This window comes from Kitasatospora griseola (genome assembly GCF_044999035.1).
Lineage (GTDB): Bacteria > Actinomycetota > Actinomycetes > Streptomycetales > Streptomycetaceae > Kitasatospora > Kitasatospora griseola.
The window spans coordinates 6,838,835-6,860,333 of record NZ_CP173360.1; the positions used below are offsets into that span (position 1 = coordinate 6,838,835).

The 21,499-nt window shown below is 73.6% G+C and carries 3 protein-coding genes; all 3 read left to right on the forward strand.

Annotated features, from left to right (window positions below):
- Position 1: 1 nt before the first annotated feature.
- Genes ACI1MP_RS30940 through ACI1MP_RS30950 form a run of 3 tightly spaced genes read left to right on the forward strand, consistent with a single transcriptional unit; the run spans position 2 to position 20,720 of the window.
- Positions 2-17,308, forward strand: coding sequence for an SDR family NAD(P)-dependent oxidoreductase (locus tag ACI1MP_RS30940; protein ID WP_404869994.1), 17,307 nt, complete (start codon positions 2-4; stop codon positions 17,306-17,308).
- On the forward strand, positions 17,305-19,557 hold the full coding sequence (locus ACI1MP_RS30945) for a cytochrome P450 (protein ID WP_404869995.1): 2,253 nt from the start codon (positions 17,305-17,307) through the stop codon (positions 19,555-19,557). The genes ACI1MP_RS30940 and ACI1MP_RS30945 overlap by 4 nt, the downstream gene beginning before the upstream one ends.
- Positions 19,557-20,720 carry a macrolide family glycosyltransferase gene (locus ACI1MP_RS30950; RefSeq protein WP_404869996.1) on the forward strand — a complete coding sequence of 388 codons (1,164 nt, stop codon included), beginning with the start codon at positions 19,557-19,559 and terminating at the stop codon, positions 20,718-20,720. Before ACI1MP_RS30945 ends, ACI1MP_RS30950 begins: the two co-directional genes overlap by 1 nt.
- The last annotated feature ends 779 nt before the right edge of the window (positions 20,721-21,499 follow it).

The window sequence follows — 21,499 nt, forward strand, 5'->3', positions numbered from 1 at the left end:
CATGTCCGACGAACAGAAGCTCCGTACCTACCTCAAGCGCGCCACGGCCGACCTGGGAGTGCTCAGCAAGCGCCTCGCCGACATGGAGGAGGCCGCGCGCGAGCCGATCGCGATCATCGGCATGGGCTGCCGCTACCCGGGCGGGGTGGAGTCCCCCGACGGCCTGTGGCGGCTCGTCTCGGACGGCGCCGACGCGATCACCGAATTCCCGCCGGACCGTGGCTGGGACGTCGTCTACGACCCCGACCCGGACCGGCCGGGCACGACCTACAGCCGGTCGGGCGGCTTCCTCGCCGACGGCGCGGGCTTCGACGCCGGGTTCTTCGGCATCTCGCCGCGCGAGGCGCTCGCCATGGACCCGCAGCAGCGGGTGCTGCTGGAGACCGCCTGGGAGACCTTCGAGCACGCCGGCATCGACCCGACCACGCTCGGCGGCAGCCGAACAGCCGTGTTCACCGGCCTGTGGTCCTCCGGTTACGGCAACCAGCCGCCGCCGGACCTCGAGGGTTTTCTCGCCACCGGAACCGCCACCAGCGCCACGTCCGGGCGGGTGTCGTACCTGCTGGGGCTGGAAGGTCCGGCGGTGTCGGTGGACACGGCGTGTTCGTCGTCGTTGGTGGCGATCCACCTGGCGGCGCAGGCGCTGCGGGCGGGGGAGTGCTCGCTGGCGCTGGCCGGCGGTGTGACCGTGATGGCGACGCCGGCGGGGTTCGTCGAGTTCTCGCGGCAGCGGGGCCTTTCCGTCGACGGCCGGGTGAAGGCGTTCGCCGAGGCGGCGGACGGCACCAGCTGGGGCGAGGGCGCCGGTCTGCTGCTGCTGGAGCGGTTGTCGGACGCGCGTCGCAACGGTCACCGGGTGCTGGCGGTGGTGCGGGGTTCGGCGGTGAACCAGGACGGCGCGTCCAACGGGCTTGCGGCGCCGAACGGTCCGTCGCAGGAGCGGGTGATCCGGCAGGCGCTGGCGAATGCGGGACTGTCGACGGCGGATGTGGACGCGGCGGAGGCCCACGGCACCGGGACCACTCTCGGCGACCCCATCGAGGCCCAGGCACTCCTGGCGACCTACGGTCAGGGGCGGAACGAGCCGTTGTGGCTGGGGTCGGTGAAGTCGAACATCGGGCACACCCAGGCCGCGGCCGGTGTGGCGGGCGTGATCAAGATGGTCATGGCGATGCGGCACGGGCAGTTGCCGCCGACCCTCCACGTGGACGCGCCGACCTCGCACGTCGACTGGTCGGCGGGCCGGGTCTCGCTGCTCACCGAGGCCCGGCCGTGGCCGGAGACCGGGCGTCCCCGCCGGGCCGGCGTGTCGGCGTTCGGCATCAGCGGCACCAACGCGCACGTGGTGATCGAGGCGGCCGATGAAGAGCCGGTCCAGGTTCCGACGGGGTCCGCAGGCGGGGTGGTGCCGTGGATGCTGTCGGCGAAGTCGGAGGTGGCGCTGCGGGAGCAGGCGCGTCGGCTGGGGGCGTTCCTGGCCGAGCATCCGGGAGTCGGCGCGGTTGCGGTGGGTCGGGCGTTGGCCGGGCGGTCGCGTTTCGAGCACCGTGCGGTGCTGAGCGGTGCGGAGGCGTTGGACGCTCTGGCTGCGGGTGGCACGGTGCCGGGTCTGGTGACCGGGATCGTCCGTCCGTTGGGTCGGTCGGTGTTCGTGTTCCCGGGGCAGGGTGCCCAATGGGTCGGTATGGGTGGGGAGTTGTACGGCTCGGAGCCGGTGTTCCGGGACGCGATCGATGCGTGTGATGCGGCGTTGGCGCCGTACACGGACTGGTCGTTGGTGGAGGTGTTGACCGGCGGTGGGTCGTTGGAGCGGGTCGATGTGGTGCAGCCTGCCCTTTTTGCCGTCATGGTGGCGCTGGCCGAGCTGTGGCGCGCTCACGGTGTGGAGCCTGACGCGGTTGTCGGGCATTCGCAGGGCGAGATCGCGGCGGCGTACGTGGCCGGCGCGCTGTCCCTGGAGGACGCCGCGAAGGTGGTGGCGCTGCGAAGCCGGGCGCTGGCGGTGTTGGCCGACCAAGGTGGCATGGTCTCCATAGGCCTCGGGCATGAGCAGGCCGCCGAGTTCGTGGCCCGTTGGGACGGTCGGCTGACCGTGGCGGTGGTCAACTCGGCGGACAGTGTGGTGGTGTCGGGCGATCTGGACGCGCTGGACGAGCTGTTGACGGCCTGTGAGGCCGACGGCATCCGCGCCCGCCGACTGCCCGTCAACTACGCGGCGCACTCGGCGCAGGTCGAGGCGATCCGCGAGCAGTTGCTGACCGACCTCGCCGGGATCGAGCCGAGGACCGCGGCCGTTCCGTTCTACTCCACGGTGACCGGCGAGGAGATCGACACCGCCGTCCTCGACGCCGACTACTGGTACCGCAACCTCCGCGAACCCGTGCTGTTCGACCGGACCACCCGGGCGCTGCTCGACCACGGCCACACCGTCTTCGTCGAGGCCAGCCCGCACCCGGTCCTGGTCTCCGCCGTCGAGGAGACCGGTCACCACCACGGCTCCGACCCCCTGGTCACCGGCACGCTCCGGCGCGACCAGGACGACTTCCTCACCTCGCTCGGCCGCCTGTACGTCCACGGTGTCCCGGTCGACTGGCGGTTCCCGGACGACACCGAGCCCGTCGACCTGCCGACGTACGCCTTCCAGCGCGAGCCGTACTGGCTGCGGCCCGTCCCGACGGTGTCGGGCGACCACCCCCTGCTCAGCACGTTCGTGGAACTGCCCGACGGCGCGGTGCTCAGCGGACGGATCTCGCTCGCCACCCACCCGTGGCTGGCCGACCACGCCGTGCGGGGCTCCGTGCTGCTGCCCGGCACCGCGTTCGCGGAGATGGCGGCCTACGCGGCCGGCCGGCTCGGCCGCGCGGTCGAGGAACTGGTGCTCGAAACGCCGCTCGTCCTCGACGACGCCCCGGTGCACCTCCAGGTCGTCGTGGGCCCCGAGGACGACGGCCGCAACCCGCTCACGGTGTACTCGCACGACGGCGACGAGTGGGTGCGGCACGCCACCGGAACCCTGGGCGAGGAGCCGGTGCTGAGCGCCTGGGACTGGCCGTCGGCCGGCGAGCCCCTCGACGTCGACGGGCTCTACGACTCGCTGTCCGTGCTCGGCTACGAGTACGGGCCGGCGTTCCAGGGCGTCACGGCGGCCCGGCGGGTCGGCGACACCGTCTACGCCGAGGTGGAGCTTCCCGCCGAGGAGCCGTTCGCTCTGCACCCCGCGCTGCTCGACGCCGCCCTGCACCCCATGGCGTTCCTCACCGACCGCACCGGCCTGCCGTTCGCGTTCACCGGGGTGGCGATCCGGTCCGCGGCCCGCGGGCCGCTGCGCGTCCGCCTGTCCGCCACCGGGCCGGACACCTACACCGTGGCCGTGGCCGATCCGGACGGCACCCCGGTCGCGGTCATCACGTCGCTGACCGTGCGGGACGCCACCACCGTCCCGGACAGCCTGTACGCACTCGACTGGGTCCCCCTCGAACCCGCGTCGACGGTCGGCGACCCTGCCGACCTGGTCGTCCACGAGGTGCCCGGGCCGGAGCCCGAGGCGGACACCGTCGAGGCGGCGTACGAGAGCGCGCAGCGCGTACTCGCCGTGATCCGGGACCACCTGGCGGGCGAGCGGACGCGGCTGGCGGTCGTCACCCGCAACGCCGTCGCCGCCGCGCCCGGTGACGTGGTCGGCCTCCACCACTCGATGGTCTGGGGCCTGGTCCGCGGCGCGCGGGCCGAGCACCCCGACCGGTTCGTCCTGGTCGACGCCGACCCGACCTGGGACCCCGCGCTGATCGCCGGCACGGACGAGCCGGAACTGGCGGTCCGCCAAGGGGCGTTGCGGGTCCCCCGCCTGGTCCGGGTCGGCGCGAGCCTCACCCCGCCGGACGGGACCTGGCGGCTGGAGGACACGGGCACCGGCAGCATCGACGACCTGGCGCTGGTGCCCCGCCCGGAGCTCACGGAGCCGCTCGGGCCCGGGCAGGTCCGGATCGCCATGCGGGCGGCCGGACTCAACTTCCGGGACGTGCTGATCGCCCTCGGCGTCTACCCCGGCGCGGCCCTGATGGGCGGCGAAGGCGCGGGCGTCGTCCTCGAAACCGGCCCGGACGCCCGGTTCCGGCCCGGCGACCGCGTCATGGGCCTGGTCCCCGGCGCGTTCGGCCCGGTCACCGTCGCCGACCACCGGCTGCTGGCCCGGATGCCCGACGACTGGTCGTTCGCCAGGGCCGCGTCGGTGCCGGTGGTGTTCCTGACCGCGTGGTACGGCCTGCGCGACCTGGGCGGGCTGGAGGCCGGTCACCGGGTGCTGATCCACGCCGGCACCGGCGGTGTCGGCATGGCGGCGATCCAACTGGCCCGGCGGCTCGGCGCGGAGGTGTTCGCCACCGCGAGCCCCGGCAAGTGGGACACCCTGCGCGCCCTGGGGCTGGACGAGGACCACATCGCCTCGTCGCGCACCCTGGAGTTCGAGCAGAAGTTCCCGCGCATGGACGTCGTCCTGGACTCGCTGTCCGGCGAGTTCGTCGACGCCTCGCTGCGGCTGCTCGTGCCCGGCGGCCGGTTCGTGGAGATGGGCAAGACCGACATCCGCGACGCGGCCGACCACCCCGACATCGTCTACCGGGCGTTCGACATCGCCGACGCGGGGCCGGAACGGCTCGGCGAGATCCTCGACGCCGTCGTACAGGCCTTCACGGACGGCGGGTTCGCGCCGCTGCCGTTGGACGTCCGCGGGGTCCGGGACGCGGTCGACGTGTTCCGGTTCATGAGTCGGGCGGCGCATGTCGGGAAGATCGTTCTCTCTGTTCCGGCGGGTTTCGATGCGGCGGGGACGGTGTTGATCACCGGTGGTACGGGGACGTTGGGTGGTCATGTCGCTCGGCATCTGGTGGTCGAGCGGGGTGTGCGGCATGTGGTGCTGGTCAGCCGTAGTGGTGGCGGGGCGGCGTTGTGCGAGGAGTTGGCGGGGCTGGGCGCGGAGGTGACGGTCGCGGCCTGTGACGTGGCGGATCGGGACGCGTTGGCGGCGGTGCTGGAGGCGATTCCGGCCGCGCATCCGCTGACCGCGGTCGTGCATGCGGCCGGGGTGCTCGACGACGCCGTGGTGGAGTCGCTGACCCCTGATCGTCTTGCCGCGGTCTGGGAGCCGAAGGCGCGGGCGGCGTGGAACCTGCACGAGCTCACCCGGGGGCTGGACCTGACGGCGTTCGTCCTGTTCTCCTCGGCGGCCGGCACGCTTGGCAGCCCCGGACAGGCCAACTACGCCGCGGCCAACACCTTCCTCGACGCGCTCGCCGCGCACCGGCGCGCCCTCGGACTTCCGGCGACCTCGCTGGCCTGGGGCTACTGGGCCGAGGCCAGCGGCATGACCGGGCACCTGACCGACGCCGACCAGGACCGGCTGACCCGAGCCGGGGTCGTGCCGCTGGCCACCGACCACGCCCTGTCGCTGTTCGACGCGGCCCTGGCCACGGACCGGGCCGCGCTGGTGCCGGTACGCCTCGACCTGTCCGTGATGGCGGGCGCCCCGGCGACCCCGGCGGCTCTCAAGGGCCTCGTCTCCCGCAAGGCGGCCCGGCGCCCGGCCCGGCGCGGTGCGATCGCCGAACGCCTGCGGACGCTGCCGGAGGCCGAACGGCTGCGAGCCGCACTCGACCTGGTCACCGCCAACACTGCCGCCGTGCTCGGTCACCGCGAACCGGGGGCCGGATGGGACCGGCAGCCGTTCAAGGACCTCGGCTTCGACTCCCTGACCTCCGTCGAACTGCGCAACCGCCTCAACACCGCCACCGGCCTGCGCCTGCCTGCCACCGTCACCTTCGACCACCCCACCCCGCGGCAACTCGCCGAGCACCTGCTGACCGAGATCCTCGGCGGGGCGGTGGCTTCGGTGGTGCCGGTCGTGGTTGCGGTGTCGGACGATCCGGTGGTGATCGTGGGTATGGGGTGTCGGTTGCCCGGTGGGGTGGGGTCGCCGGACGAGTTGTGGGGTCTGGTGTCGGGTGGGGTGGATGCGATCGGGGGGTTCCCGTCGGATCGTGGTTGGGATGTGGAGGGGTTGTTCCATCCGGATGCGGATCATCCGGGGACGTCGTACACGCGGTCGGGTGGTTTCCTGGCGGATGCGGCGGGGTTCGATGCGGATTTCTTCGGTATTTCGCCGCGTGAGGCGTTGGCGATGGATCCGCAGCAGCGGGTGTTGTTGGAGACCGCGTGGGAGACGTTCGAGGACGCGGGGATCGATCCGACGTCGTTGCGGGGCAGCCAGACTGGGGTGTTCACCGGCATCTGGTCCTCCGGCTACGGCGACCAGGCACCCGCCGACGCCGAGGGCTACCTCGGTACGGGCGCCGCGACCAGCGTGACCTCCGGCCGGATCGCCTACCTGCTGGGGCTGGAGGGCGCGGCGGTCTCGCTGGACACCGCCTGCTCGTCCTCGCTGGTGGCCCTGCACCTGGCGGCGCAGGCGCTGCGCTCGGGCGAGTGCTCGCTGGCGCTGGCCGGCGGCGTGACCGTGATGGCGACCCCGCTGGGGTTCACGGAGTTCTCACGCCAGCGCGGCCTGGCCCCCGACGGCCGGGTGAAGGCGTTCGCCGAGGCGGCCGACGGCACAGCGTGGGGTGAGGGCGCCGGTCTGCTGCTGCTGGAGCGGTTGTCGGACGCACGCCGCAACGGCCACCGGGTGCTGGCGGTGGTGCGGGGTTCGGCGGTGAACCAGGACGGCACCTCCAACGGCCTCGGGGCGCCGAACGGTCCGTCGCAGGAACGCGTCATCCGGCAGGCGCTGGCGAATGCGGGACTGTCGACGGCGGACGTGGACGCGGTCGAGGCGCACGGCACCGGGACCACGCTCGGCGACCCGATCGAGGCCCAGGCACTCCTGGCGACCTACGGCCGGGACCGGGCGGAGCCGTTGTGGCTGGGTTCGGTGAAGTCGAACATCGGGCACACCCAGGCGGCCGCCGGTGTGGCGGGCGTGATCAAGATGGTGATGGCGATGCGCCACGGGCAGCTGCCGCCGACGCTGCATGTCGACGAGCCGACCTCGCACGTCGACTGGGAGTCCGGCAACATCCGGCTGCTCACCGAGGCCCGGCCCTGGCCCGACAACGGCCACCCGCGTCGCGCGGGCATCTCCGCGTTCGGCATCAGCGGCACCAACGCGCACGTGGTGATCGAGGCGGCTGCTGAGGAGCCGGTCGAGGTTTCGGCGGGGTCCGCGGGCGGGCTGGTGCCGTGGGTGCTGTCGGCCAGGTCCGAGGCGGCGCTGCGGGAGCAGGCGCGTCGGCTGGCCGCGTTCACCGCCGCACATCCGGAGGTGGGCCCGGCGGCGGTCGGTGGCGCGTTGGCCGCCCGCACCGTGTTCGAGCACCGTGCGGTGCTGAGCGGTGCGGAGGCGTTGGACGCTCTGGCTGCGGGTGGCACGGTGCCGGGTCTGGTGACCGGGATCGTCCGTCCGTTGGGTCGGTCGGTGTTTGTGTTCCCGGGGCAGGGTGCCCAATGGGTCGGCATGGGTGGGGAGTTGTACGGCTCGGAGCCGGTGTTCCGGGACGCGATCGATGCGTGTGATGCGGCGTTGGCGCCGTACACGGACTGGTCGTTGGTGGAGGTGCTGACCGGCGGCGGTTCGCTGGACCGCGTCGATGTGGTGCAGCCTGCCCTTTTTGCCGTCATGGTGGCGCTGGCCGCACTGTGGCGTGCGCACGGTGTGGAGCCGGATGCGGTTGTCGGGCATTCGCAGGGCGAGATCGCGGCAGCGTACGTGGCGGGCGCGTTGTCGTTGGAGGACGCCGCCAAGGCGGTCGCCCTGCGGAGCAAGGCCCTGGTCGCCCTGGCCGACCAGGGCGGGATGGTGTCGGTCGGTCTCGGGCACGAGCAGGCAGCCGAGTTCGTGGCCCGGTGGGACGGCCGGCTGACGGTGGCGGTGGTCAACGCCCCTGGCTCGGTCGTCGTGTCGGGCGATCTGGACGCGCTGGACGAGCTGCTGACGGCCTGTGAGGCCGGCGGCATCCGCGCCCGCCGACTGCCCGTCAACTACGCGGCGCACTCGGCGCAGGTCGAGGCGATCCGCGAGCAGTTGCTGACCGACCTGGCCGAGATCTCGCCCCGGTCGGCGGCGATCCCGTTCTTCTCGACGGTGACCGGCGAGGAGATCGACACCGCCGGGCTCGACGCCGACTACTGGTACCGCAACCTCCGCGAACCGGTGCTGTTCGACCGGACCACCCGGCTGCTGCTCGCCTCGGGCAGCGATCCCGTCTTCGTCGAGATCAGCCCGCACCCGGTGCTCACGCCTGCGCTGGAGGAGCACGAGGCGGGTGTGGTGACCGGGACGCTGCGCCGCGACCACGGCACCCCGACCGAGTTCCTGGCCGCCGCGGCGCGGCTGTTCGTCGCGGGTGTGCCGGTGCAGTGGCCGTTCCCCGAAGGGGAGCCGGTCGCGCTGCCCACCTACCCCTTCCAGCGGACGCGGTTCTGGCTCGCCGGCGGCGCGGGAGACGTGTCCGCGGCCGGGCTCGACTCGGTGGACCACCCGCTGCTCGGCGCCGCCGTCGAGGTGGGCGAGCAGCGGGTCCTGACGGGTCGGCTCTCCCTGGCCACCCACCCCTGGCTCGCGGACCATTCCGTGCTCGGGACGGTGCTGCTGCCCGCGACGGCGTTCGTGGAACTGGTGGTGCACGCGGCCGGGGCGGCAGTGGAGGAACTGGTCCTGGAGGCGCCGCTGGTGCTGCCCGCCGACGGCGCGGTGGACGTGCAGGTCGTCGTGGGCGAGCCGGACGAGACCGGCCGCCGGACGGTCGACGTCCGGTCCCGTACGGACGGCTGGGTACGGAACGCCACCGGCACGGTGAGCGGGAAGCCGGTGGTCGGGCAGGAGCTGACGCAGTGGCCGCCGGCCGGCGCGGAACCGGTCACCGGGCTCTACGACACGCTCGCCGCGGCGGGCTACGAGTACGGGCCGGCCTTCCAGGGCGTGCAGGCGGTGTGGCGTCGCGGCGACGAGGTGTTCGCCGAGGTCACCGTCCCGGACGCGGCCCGGTTCTCCGTCCATCCGGCCCTGCTGGACGCCGCCCTGCAGCCGCTGGTGCTGCTGGCCGGTACGGAGGGCGACGTGCGGCTGCCGTTCTCGCTGGGCGGGATCGCGGTCCACCGCACCGGTGTGACCTCCGCGCGCGTGCGGCTGGCGGCGGTGCGCCCCGGCACGTACGCCGTCCACCTGGCGGACCGGTCCGGCGAGCCCGTGGCGACCGTCGAGGCGCTGACCACCCGTCCGATGGCCGAACGCGGCCCGCTGTACACCCTCGAATGGATTCCGCTGACCCCCGCCGAAGGCGTGCTCGGCGACGCCGTCGTCTCGCCCGGCTCGGTCGCCGAGGCGCTGACGGCCGTCCAGGACTTCCTGGCCGGGCCCGGCGAACGGCTCGTGGTGCACACCCGGGGCGCGGTCGCCGTCGTTCCCGGTGACGCGGTGAACGACCCGGAGGCCTCGGCCGTCTGGGGCCTGGTCCGGTCCGCGCAGTCCGAGCACCCCGGCCGATTCGTGCTGGTGGACGCCGACGAGCTGCCCGACGGCCTGTCGGTCGGCGACGAGGACCAGGTGGCGGTGCGCCGGGGAGCCGTCCACGTGCCCCGGCTCGTGCGCACCGCACCGGAGGAGGCGCTCGACGGACGGCTGACGCAGACCGGCACGGGCAGCCTGGACGACCTCGCCTTCCTGCCGTACGAGCAGGCCCCGCTCGGGCCCCGGGAGGTGCGCGTCGCCGTGCGGGCGGCCGGCCTGAACTTCCGGGACGTTCTGATCGCCCTCGGCGTCTACCCGGACCCGGCGCTGCTCGGCAGCGAGGGCGCGGGCGTCGTCACCGAGGTCGGCGCCGAGGTCACCGGCCTGCGGCCGGGCGACCGGGTCGCCGGGCTGCTGCCCGGCGCGTTCGGCCGAGTGGCCGTCGCCGACCACCGGGCGCTGGTGCGCATCCCCGACGAGTGGACGTTCACCCAGGCCGCCAGTGTGCCGATCGCGTTCATGACCGCCTGGTACGGGCTGTTCGACCTCGGCGAACTGCGCCCCGGAGACCGGGTGCTGATCCACGCCGGCACCGGCGGCGTGGGCATGGCCGCCGTCCAGCTGGCCCTGAACAGCGGCGCGGAGGTGTTCGCCACCGCGAGCCCCGCCAAGTGGGACACCCTGCGCGCCCTGGGGCTGGACGAGGACCGCATCGCCTCGTCCCGGACCTTGGAGTTCGCCGACCGGTTCGGACCCTTCGACGTGGTGCTGAACTCGCTGTCCGGCGAGTTCCTGGACGCCTCGCTGCGGCTGCTCGCGCCCGGCGGCCGGTTCGTGGAGATGGGCAAGGCCGACATCCGGCCCGGCGTGCTGGCCTTCGACCTGGCCGACGCGGGACCGGAGCGGCTGGCGGAGATCCTGGCCGAGGCCGTACGGCTGCTCGGCGCGGGCGAATTGCGCCTGCCACCGCTCACCACCTGGGACGTCCGCCGCGCGCGGGACGCCTTCCGGTTCATGAGTCGGGCGGCGCATGTCGGGAAGATCGTTCTCACTGTTCCGGCGGGTTTCGATGCGGCGGGGACGGTGTTGATCACCGGTGGTACGGGGACGTTGGGCGGTCATGTCGCTCGGCATCTGGTGGTCGAGCGGGGTGTGCGGCATGTGGTGCTGGTCAGTCGTAGTGGTGGCGGGGCGGCGTTGTGCGAGGAGTTGGCGGGGCTGGGCGCGGAGGCGAGCGTCGCGGCGTGTGACGTGGCGGATCGGGACGCGTTGGCGGCGGTGCTGGACTCGATTCCGGCCGCGCATCCGCTGACCGCGGTCGTGCATGCCGCCGGCGTGCTCGACGACGCCGTGGTGGAGTCGCTGACCCCCGATCGTCTTGCCGCGGTCTGGGAGCCCAAGGCGCGGGCGGCGTGGAACCTGCACGAACTCACCCGGGGGCTGGACCTGACGGCGTTCGTCCTGTTCTCCTCGGCGGCCGGCACACTCGGCGCGGCGGGGCAGGCGAACTACGCGGCGGCGAACGCCTACCTCGACGGCCTGGCCGCGCACCGGCGTGCCCAGGGGCTGCCGGGCGTGTCGCTGGCCTGGGGCTACTGGGCCGAGGCCAGCGGGCTGACCGGGCAGATGTCCGAGGCCGACGGTGAACGCCTCGCCCGCGCGGGGCTGCTGCCGATGGCGACCGACTACGGACTCGGGCTGTTCGACGGCGGCCTGGACACCGCGGAACCGGCGGTGGTCGCGGCCCGGCTCAAGGTGTCCGCACTGGGCGACCGGCCGGTGCTGCGCGCGCTGGCACGCGCCCGCAAACCGGTCCGGACCACCGGACTGGCGGGCGAGCTCGGATCGCTCCCCGAGGCCCGGCAACGCGAGATCCTGCTCGACCTGGTCAGCACCCACGCCTCGGCCGTGCTGGGCCGCAACGACGCAATCGGTGGCGACCTGGCCTTCAAGGACCTGGGCTTCGACTCGCTGACCGGCGTGGAGCTGCGCAACCGGCTGTCCACGGCGGTCGGGACCCGGCTGTCGGCGACGATGATCTTCGACCACCCGACCCCGGCCCGGCTGGCCGAATACCTGCGCGAGGTGGTCCTCGGCATGGAGCGCCGGACGGTCGCGCCCGTGCCGGTCGGGGTGCCGGTGTCGGACGATCCGGTGGTGGTGGTCGGGCTGGGTGCCCGGTACCCGGGTGGGGTGGGCTCGGCGCAGGAGTTGTGGGGTCTGGTGTCGGGTGGGGTCGATGCGGTGGGCGACTTCCCGTCGGATCGTGGGTGGGACGTGGGTCGTCTTTACGATCCGGCCGGCGCTCCCGGGACTTCGTACACGCGGTCGGGCGCTTTTCTGGCGGACGCGGGTGGCTTCGATGCCGCGTTCTTCGGGATCTCGCCGCGTGAGGCGTTGGCGATGGATCCGCAGCAGCGGGTGCTGCTGGAGACCGTGTGGGAGACGTTCGAGGACGCGGGGATCGATCCGACGTCGTTGCGGGGCAGCCGGACGGGCGTCTTCACCGGCATCTGGGCATCCGGCTACGCGGGCGGAGTGGACCAGATCTCGCGCGACGCGGACGGCTATGTGGCCACCGGCACGGCGACGAGTGTGACCTCCGGGCGGGTGTCGTACCTGCTGGGGCTGGAGGGTCCGGCGGTGTCGGTGGACACGGCGTGTTCGTCGTCGCTGGTGGCGATCCACCTGGCGGCGCAGGCGCTGCGCTCGGGTGAGTGCTCGCTGGCGCTGGCCGGCGGTGTGACCGTCATGGCGACACCCGCCGCCTTCATCGACTTCTCCCGCCAGCGGGGGCTCGCCACCGACGGCCGGGTGAAGGCGTTCGCCGAGGCTGCCGACGGCACGGCGTGGGGCGAGGGCGCCGGTCTGGTGCTGCTGGAGCGGCTGTCGGACGCCCGCCGCAACGGCCACCGGGTGCTGGCGGTCGTCGCGGGAAGCGCGGTGAACCAGGACGGGGCCAGCAACGGCCTGACCGCGCCGAACGGCCCCTCCCAGGAACGTGTCATCCGCCAGGCCCTCGCCAATGCCGGGTTGGAGCCGTCCGAGGTGGACGCGGTGGAGGCGCACGGCACCGGCACCACCCTCGGCGACCCCATCGAGGCGCAGGCGCTGTTGGCGACCTACGGCCGCGATCGGGACGAGCCGCTGTGGCTGGGGTCGGTTAAGTCCAACATCGGCCACACGCAGGCCGCCGCCGGTGTGGCCGGTGTGATCAAGATGGTGATGGCGATGCGGCACGGTGAACTGCCGCCGACGCTGCATGTCGACGAGCCGACCTCGCACGTCGACTGGTCGGCGGGCCGGGTCTCGCTGCTCACCGAGGCCCGGCCGTGGCCGGAGACGGGGCGTCCCCGCCGCGCGGGCATCTCGGCGTTCGGCATCAGCGGCACGAACGCGCACGTGATCCTGGAAGCACCGGCCGAAGAACCGTTGCCCGAGTCCCCTGCTCCCGAGCCCGCTCCTGCGGTCATGGTGCCGTGGCTGCTGTCGGCCAAGTCCGAGCAGGCCCTGCGCGACCAGGCCCGCAGGTTGCAGGCGTACGCGGCCAAGGCCCCCGATACGGACGGGATCGGCGCCGCGCTCGCCGCGCGGACCCGGTTCGTCCACCGGGCCGTGCTGACCGGACCGGAGGCCCTGGCGGCCCTGGTGCGCGGGGAGGCACATCCCGGGCTGGTGACCGGCGAGGCCCGTGATGCGGGTAGGTCGGCGTTCGTGTTCTCCGGTCAGGGTGGTCAGTGGGCGGGGATGGGGCGTGGTCTGTATCGCGAGTTCCCGGTGTTCGCGCGGGTGTTGGACGAAGCGTGCGGGCTGTTGGGGTTGCCGGTGGAGGTGTTGTTCGAGGACGAGGAAGGAGTTCTCGGGGAGACGCTGTTCACCCAGGGCAGCGTGTTCGCGCTGGAGGTGGCGCTGTTCCGGCTGGTGGAGTCGTTGGGTGTGCGGCCGGACTTCGTGGTCGGGCATTCGGTCGGCGAGGTGGCGGCGGCGCATGTGGCGGGTGTTTTGAGTCTGGAGGATGCGTGTGCGCTGGTGGGTGCGCGTGGCCGGTTGATGCAGGAGTTGCCGGGTGGTGGGGCGATGGTGTCGCTCCAGGCGTCGGTGGCAGAGGTCGTGGGGTCGTTGGTGCCGGGCGCGGAGGTGGCGGCGGTCAACGCGGCGGATGCGGTGGTGGTGTCGGGGGACGAGGCGGCGGTCGCGGCGGTCTCGGAGGTGTGGTGGGGGCGTGGGCGTCGGGTGCGGCGGCTGGAGGTCAGTCACGCGTTCCATTCGGCGCGGATGGATCCGGTGCTGGGGGAGCTGGGCCGGGTGGCGGCGGGTCTGTCGTTCGGTGAGCCGGTGATCCCGGTGGTCTCCACCCTGACCGGGTGCCCGGTGGACATGGGCGAGCCCGGGTACTGGGTGCGGCAGGTCCGCGAGCCGGTGCGGTTCGCCGACGCCGTGGAGTGGCTGACGGGCCAGGGCGTTTCGGGGTTCGTGGAGGTCGGTCCGCATCCGGTGCTGGTGGGGAACGGGTTGATGCGGCGCGGTGGTGATTCCCCGGAGCGGTTGTTCGCAGGTCTGGGGCGGTTGTGGGCGGACGGTGCGATGCGCTGGACGCCGCCCGCGGCCACCACGGCGGGCGTGCGGGTGCCCTCGTACGCCTTCCAGCACCAGCACTACTGGCTCCAGCCCACCACCCCGTCGGAGGGCCTCGACACGCCGGACCACCCGCTGCTGCGGTCGCTGGTGAAGCTCCCCGACGGGCAGGGCGTGGTGCTGACCGGAAAGCTCTCCGCGTCCGTCCACCCGTGGCTGGCCGAGCACACCGTGCTCGGTTCGACGCTGCTGCCCGGGATGGCGTTCGTGGACCTGGCCCTCCAGGCCGGCGAGCACACGGCCAGCCCCGTGCTGTCCGAGCTGGTCCTGGAGGCGCCGCTCGTGCTGTCCGAGCACGACGGCGTGCACGTGCAGGTCACCGTCGGCGCGCCCGACGACACCGGACGCCGGCCCGTCACCGTCCACTCCCGCACCTCCGCGGAGCCCGACGAGTGGACCCGCCACGCGACCGGCGTGCTGAGTCCGTCGACGACCCGGCCCGACCGGACGGAGGCGCCCGGGGCGGACGACGGCGAGGCCGTAACGATCGACATCGGCTCGCTCTACGACCGGCTCGCCGAAGCCGGCTACGACTACGGGCCGACCTTCCAGGGGCTCACCGGAATTCGGCGGCACGGCGAGGACCTGCACGCCGAGGTGAGGTTCCCGGCGGACCCCGCGCAGCTCACCGGCTACCGCGTCCACCCCGCGCTCCTGGACGCCGCCATCCAGCCGCTGACCCTGCTCGCCGGCCTCGCCGCCGAGGACGGCGGCGGCAGCCCGGCGCGGATGCCCTTCTCGTTCTCCGGCGTGTCGGTCACCGGGTCGGCCGCGACGGGCCGCGTGGTGCTGCACCCGACCGGGCCGGACACCTACGCGGTGCGGATCACCGACACCGCCGGGACGCCGGTCGTGAGCATCGACGAGATCGTCCTGCGGCCCGTCGAAGCGGCGGGTCGCGGGGCCGGGCGTCGGCCGAACACACTGTTCGCCGTCGACTGGACGCCGATGGCGGCACCGGACGGCCCGGACACCGAGACAGTCCTCCACGAGGCCGTCGGCGAGGGCGAGCCGGTCGCGGCCGCCCATGCGGTGACCCGCGAACTGCTCGGCACGGTCCGGGAGTTCCTGGCCACCGACACACCGGCCCGGCTCGTCGTCCTCACCGGCGACGACCCGGCCTCGGCCGCCGCCCGCGGCTTCCTGCGCAGCGCGCACAGCGAGAACCCCGGGCGGATCCTGACCGTCCGGCACGACGGCACGGCCGCGTCCCGACGGGCGATCCCCGCCGCGGTGCGGGCCGCCGTGAGCGACGGCGAGCCCGAGATCCAGTTGCGCGACGGAACCGCCCTGGTTCCGAGGCTGGTGAGGGCGGCCGCGGCCGGGCCACTGGACGGCGCGCCGCTGGACGGCACCGCACTGATCACCGGCGGCACCGGCACCCTCGGCGTCCTGGTCGCCCGGCACCTGGTCGCGCGGCACGGCGTCCGGCACGTGGTGCTCGCCGGCCGCCGCGGCGTCGAGCCGCCCGGGCTCCGGGAGGAGCTGGGCGACGCCCTCACCGTGGTCGCCTGCGACGCCGGCGACCGGGAGGCCGTGCGGGACCTCGTCGCCTCGATCCCCGACCTGCGGGTCGTCGTGCACGCCGCCGGGGTCGTCGACGACGCCCTGGTGGGATCGATGACACCGGAGCAGATCGACACCGTGCTGCACGCGAAGGCCGATGCCGGATGGCACCTGCACGAGGCCACCGAGCACCTGGACCTGCGGGCGTTCGTGCTGTTCTCCTCGGCGTCCGGAGTGTTCGGCGCCCCCGGGCAGGCCAACTACGCCGCCGCGAACGCGTTCCTCGACGGGCTCGCCGAGCACCGGCACGCGCGCGGTCTCCCGGCCACCTCGCTGGCCTGGGGCCAGTGGGCCGAGTCCAGCGGCATCACCGGGAACCTGAAGGAGGCCGACCACCGCCGGCTGGCGCGGACCGGGATGCTGCCGCTGGGCACCGAGCAGGCCCTCGACCTGTTCGACACCGCCCTGGCCGGCGGACGTCCGGCGCTGGTGCCGGTCCGCCTCGACCTCGCGGCGATCGACACCCCGCCCGCGCTGCTGCGCGGACTCGCCCGGACGCGGCGCGCGCCGGCCCCGGCGACCGGCCCCGACGACCTGCGGGCCGGGCTCGAAGCCCTGCCCGAGCCCGAGCAGCGCGCCCTGCTGCTCGACCTGGTCGTCCGGCACAGCGCGAGCATCCTCGGGATGGCCCCCGGCGGGATCGACGACCCGCGTCAGCTGTTCCGGGACCACGGCGTCGACTCGCTGACCGCCATCGAGCTGCGCAACCAGCTCAACGCGGCCACCGGGCTCCAGCTCCCGGCGACCCTGGTCTTCGACTTCCCGACGCCCGAACAGCTGGTCAACCACCTCTACGGGCAGCTGTGCTCGCCGGAGAACCGGGTGGCCGGGCCGATGGAGCGCCTGCTGCGCAAGGCCGTCGACGTGGGCCGCGCACAGGACGGCCTCGACCTGCTGGCCACGGCGTCCCGGCTGAGCGAGGCCACCGACGCGCCCAAGGTCGAGACGGTCGCCCTCGCGGCCGGCTTCCTCCAGCCGTCGCTGGTCTGCCTGCCGTCCGCGCTGGCGTCCGGCGGCGTCGAGGAGTACCGGCGGTTCGGCGCGGCGCTGGAGGCCGCCCGCGACGTCACGGCGGTCACCCTGCCGGGCTTCGCCGGCGACCCGCTGCCCGCGGACGCCGACGTCCTGGTCCAGGCACTCGCCGACGCCGCGTCGGTCGTCGCCGCGCCGGTGCTGGTCGGCCGTTCGGTGGGCGCGTGGCTGGCGCTGGCGACCGCCGGGGAACTGGAACGGCGGGGGGCCCGGCCCAGCGCCGTGGTGCTCATCGACGGCTACCCCGACGACCTGCCGGGCGTGCTCACCGGCATGCTCGACGCCGGCCACCAGGTCCAGCCGGTCGACGACGAGCGGCTGGTGGCCATGGGCCGCTACCTCGACCTGGCCGGCGCCCCGGAGCCCGTCACCGCGCCGGTGCTGCTGGTGGGCACCGGGAACCGCTCGTGGCCCCGGCTGTCCACCACCGCCCAGGAGGTGCTCACCGTCCCGGGCGACCACTTCACCGTGCTGGAGGAGCACTCCGCGGCCACGGCGCTGGCCATCAGCACGTGGCTTCTCGACTTCACCGGATACGGGGCCGGGCTGTCCGAACTCAGGGGAAAGGACTACGCATGATCTGGGACAACGTTTACATCGGTGGAACGGGGCGGTACCTGCCGCCTCGCACGCCCGCCACGGAGGCCGTGCCGGACACCGAGACCATGCGGCGGCTGCTCGCGCTGTCGGACTTCGTGTCGTTCACCCGCTCCGAGGACGTCACCGAGCACGGGATGGCCGTGCACGCGGCGATCGGAGCCCTGCGCGAGTCCGGTCTCACCGGCGCCGACATCTCGATGGCCGCCTACGCCCAGATGGACCACCAGGACCACCGGGCGTCCTCCTGCCACCTGCAGCGCGTCCTCGGCCTCGGCCACGCCCTGGTCTACGAGGTCGAGGCGACCAGCAACGGCGGCTCGGCCGCGCTGCAGTCCGCCGCCGCGCACCTGGTGGCCGACCCGGCCGCGACCGCGACCCTGGTCACGGCCACCGCCCGGTTCCTGCCGCCGCGGTGGGAGCGCTGGCAGCCCACCATCGGGATCTTCCTGGCCGACGGCGCGGTCGCGGCCGTGCTCAACCGCGAGGGCGGCCGGGCGCGGCTGATCGCGACCGCCAACAGCTCCGCGACCCAGATGGAGGTCCTCGCGGCCCCGACGATCCCGGACCCGGCGGGCCACCGCGACCGTACGCCGATCGAGGTCACCGGCCTGGCCCCGTACCTGACGCTGATGAGCGGGGCGCTGGTCTCCGCGGTCGAGCAGGCGGCCAAGGAGGGCGGCGTCGACATCGCCGACATCACCAGGTTCGTCGTCACCGGTCTGGGCCTGGCCCAGCTGGAGGTCGTCGTGCTGGAGCCGCTCGGCATCGACCTGAGCCGCACCACCTGGCCGATGCTGCGCGAGCTCGGCCACGTCGGGCCGTGCGACCAGCTGCTCGGCATCGACCACCTGCTGCACGACGAGAGCCTGAAGTCCGGCGACACCATCATGTCGATCGGCCTCGGCATGGGCTCGCGGTTCACCGCGGCCCTGCTGGAGGTCACCGAGCCGCCCAAGCCCCGTACCGCCACCACCTTCACCGAGCCGGTGCGCGTGCAGGCCCCGCCCGCCGACGCGTACGTCATCGACGCCTCGGGCGGCGACATCTTCGGCGAGGCCGCCGCCCTGCGCGAGCGCGGCCCGGCCACCCGCGTCGAACTGCCCGGCGGCGTGTCGGCCTGGGCCGTCACCGGGCACGACCTGGCGAAGAAGCTGCTGCTCGACCCGAAGGTGTCCAAGGACGCGAACAAGCACTGGCCGATGTGGCGCGACGGCGACGTCCCGCCGGACTGGCCGCTGATCATGTGGGTCGCGCTGCAGAACATGTTCACCGCCTACGGGGCCGACCACACCCGGCTGCGCAGCCTGGTGGCCAAGGCGTTCACCCCGCGCCGGATCGAGGCGATGCGGCCGCGCATCGAGGAGATCACGGCCGGGCTGATCGAAGAGCTGGCCGCGGTGCCGCCGGGGGAGCCGGTCGACCTGCGCGCACGGTTCGCGTTCCCGCTGCCGATCCAGGTCATCACCGACCTGTTCGGGGTGACCCCGCAGACGGGCGCGGACCTGCGGCGACTGGTGGACGCGGTGTTCAGCCTCGACGCGGACCCGACGGGCGTGCAGGCCGCCTCCGGCGAGCTGTACCTGCTGCTCAAGGAACTCGTGGCCGCCAAGCGGAGCAACCCCGGCGACGACATGACCAGCGACCTGATCGCCGCGCAGGAGGCGGACGGCACCCGACTGTCCGAGCGGGAGCTGCTGGACACCCTGCTGCTGACCATCTCCGCCGGCTTCGAGACGACCGTCAACCTGCTCGACCACGCCGTCCACGCGCTGGCCACCCACCCGTCCCAGCTCGACCTGGTCCGCTCCGGCGCCAGCACGTGGGAGGACGTGGTGGACGAGACCCTGCGCTGGCAGGCGCCGGTGCCGAACCTGCCGCTGCGGTACGCCGTGGAGGACATCTCCGTGGACGGCGTGCAGATCCGCAAGGGCGAGGCGATCCTGCTGTCCTTCGGCGCGGCCGGCCGCGACCCGGCGCAGCACGGGGCCGACGCGGAGGACTTCTCCGTCACCCGGTCGTCGCGGTCCGACCACCTCACCTTCGGGCACGGCGTGCACTTCTGCCTCGGCAGCCCGCTGGCGAAGCTGGAGGCGACGACGGCGTTGTCCGCGCTGTTCTCCCGGTTCCCCGGGCTGCGGCTGGCCGTCCCGTCGTCCGAACTCGAGCCGCTGGGTTCCTTCTTCACCAACGGTCACAAGACCCTGCCGGTCATCCTGGAGGAGAGCTGATGGCCCATTTCGCCTTCGTGAGCGCACCCGCGTCCGGGCACGTGAACCCGACCCTGCCGCTGGTCGAGGAACTGGTCCGGCGCGGTCACCGGGTCAGCTACGCCACCGGTCCGGCCACCATGGACGCCGCCGTCGCCGCCGGGGCGTCGCCGGTGACCCTGCCCTCGGAGCTGCCGCCCGACCTGGCGTCGCGGGGGGAGTTCACGGCGGAGCAGCTCGCCGTGACGATGGAGTACTACCTCGACGACGCGCGGGCCTCCTTCCCCGTCCTGGCCGAGCACTTCCTGGCCGACCCGCCGGACGCGGTGTGCTACGACTCGGTGACCTTCACCGGGAGGATGCTGGCGAACCTGCTCGACGTGCGGGAGGTGTCCCTGGTGCCGACCTTCGCGGAGAACGAGTCCTTCTCGGCGGCGCAGGTGTACCTGCCGGCCGACTTCGACCACGCCAACCCCCGGCTGGTGGCCGCGATCCAGGACATGGGGAAGTTCGCGCAGGGCCACAGCTTCCTCGACGACCCGAACCTGATGTTCGGCCACGTGCCCCCGACGAGCCTGGTGTTCGTCCCCCGCGAGTTCCAGCTGGCGGGGGACACCTTCGACGAGCGCTTCCACTTCGTCGGGCCGTCGCTGAGCAGCCGGCAGACCGCCGGGGAGTGGAGCCCCCGGTCGCCGGGCCCGGTGCTGCTGATCTCGCTGGGAACCGTCTTCAACGACCGGCCCGAGTTCTACCGGACCTGCATCGAGGCGTTCGGGGACAGCGACTGGCAGGTCGTCATGGCCGTGGGCGGGCTGGACCGGCAGTCGCTGGGCCCGATCCCGGCGAACGTCGAAGTGCACGCGCAGGTGCCGCAGATCGCGGTGCTGCGGCACACCGAGGTGTTCCTGAGCCACGCCGGGATGAACTCGACCATGGAGTCCCTGTACCACGGGGTGCCCTTCGTGGCGGTCCCGCAGATCCCGGAACAGCAGGCGATCGCCCGGCGGGCGGAGGAACTGCAGGTCGGCAGGACACTCACCGACCCGACCGTCCAGGGCCTGCGCGACGCCGTCCGGTCCGTCCGGGCCTACCGCCCCCGGGCGGCGGCCCTGAGCCGGGTCGTCCGCGGCGCGGGCGGCGCGTCGAAGGCGGCGGACGTCCTGGAGAAGCTGCTGACCCAGTGACGGCCGGACTCCACCGGGCGGCCCGCACCCGCCCGGTGGAGTCCGTTCCCGCGCACGGCCTCGTACGGCGTGCTCGGGCCGGGTGGTGGATCGGTCCGCTCGGGTGACGTCGCGTCAGAGGGTCGGTGCGGCGTACTCCTCGCCCGAGTGCGCGATCGCCGGCACCTTGGTCGAGGTCCACGGTCGCAGTCCCGCCGGCACCGGGCGCTTCGCGGCCGCGACGCGTGCCGGCGGGGCTCAACTCGCGCGGCACGGAAGACTTTTGGGGCCTTGCCGTCGGGGGCGGCGAAAGGCGGGAGACCGTCGGGTCGGAGGCTGCCGACCCGAACACGGCCGGTTCGGCCCGCAGCACGGCGACCTTCGCGAGACACTCCCCGCTCGACATCACGCCGGACGTGACCCCGGCGTCGAACTGCACGCCCCCACCTCCACCACCGACCTCGCCCACCGCGCCGACACCGCCCCCGGCGGCCCCACCGCCCTCCGCACGGCCGGCCCGGTCACCCTCCACCGCGTCGGCCGCTTCGTTCGCCACGCCCGCGCGGCCGCCGCCGAAGCGCTGCCGACGGCGGCCGGGCGGTGCGGATCGCGGGACTGCGAGCGTGGAAGTGTCGTGTATTCACACCGATGCCGACCCGACCGGTGTCAGCCGTCAGGCCGTGGGCACCCGTGGGGGGACCGCCGTCCCGGCCCTCGGCCCGGTGGAGCGGTCGCGGTCCTCGCGCCCGGACCGGGTCACGCTGCGGCCGCCACTCGCGCTCCTGTCGCGGCAGCCGTCC

Coding starts and splice junctions, on each gene's coding strand:
- ACI1MP_RS30940 (WP_404869994.1), top strand. CDS start 2: ATGTCCGACGAACAGAAGCTCCGTACCTACCTCAAGCGCGCCACGGCC.
- ACI1MP_RS30945 (WP_404869995.1), top strand. CDS start 17,305: ATGATCTGGGACAACGTTTACATCGGTGGAACGGGGCGGTACCTGCCG.
- ACI1MP_RS30950 (WP_404869996.1), top strand. CDS start 19,557: ATGGCCCATTTCGCCTTCGTGAGCGCACCCGCGTCCGGGCACGTGAAC.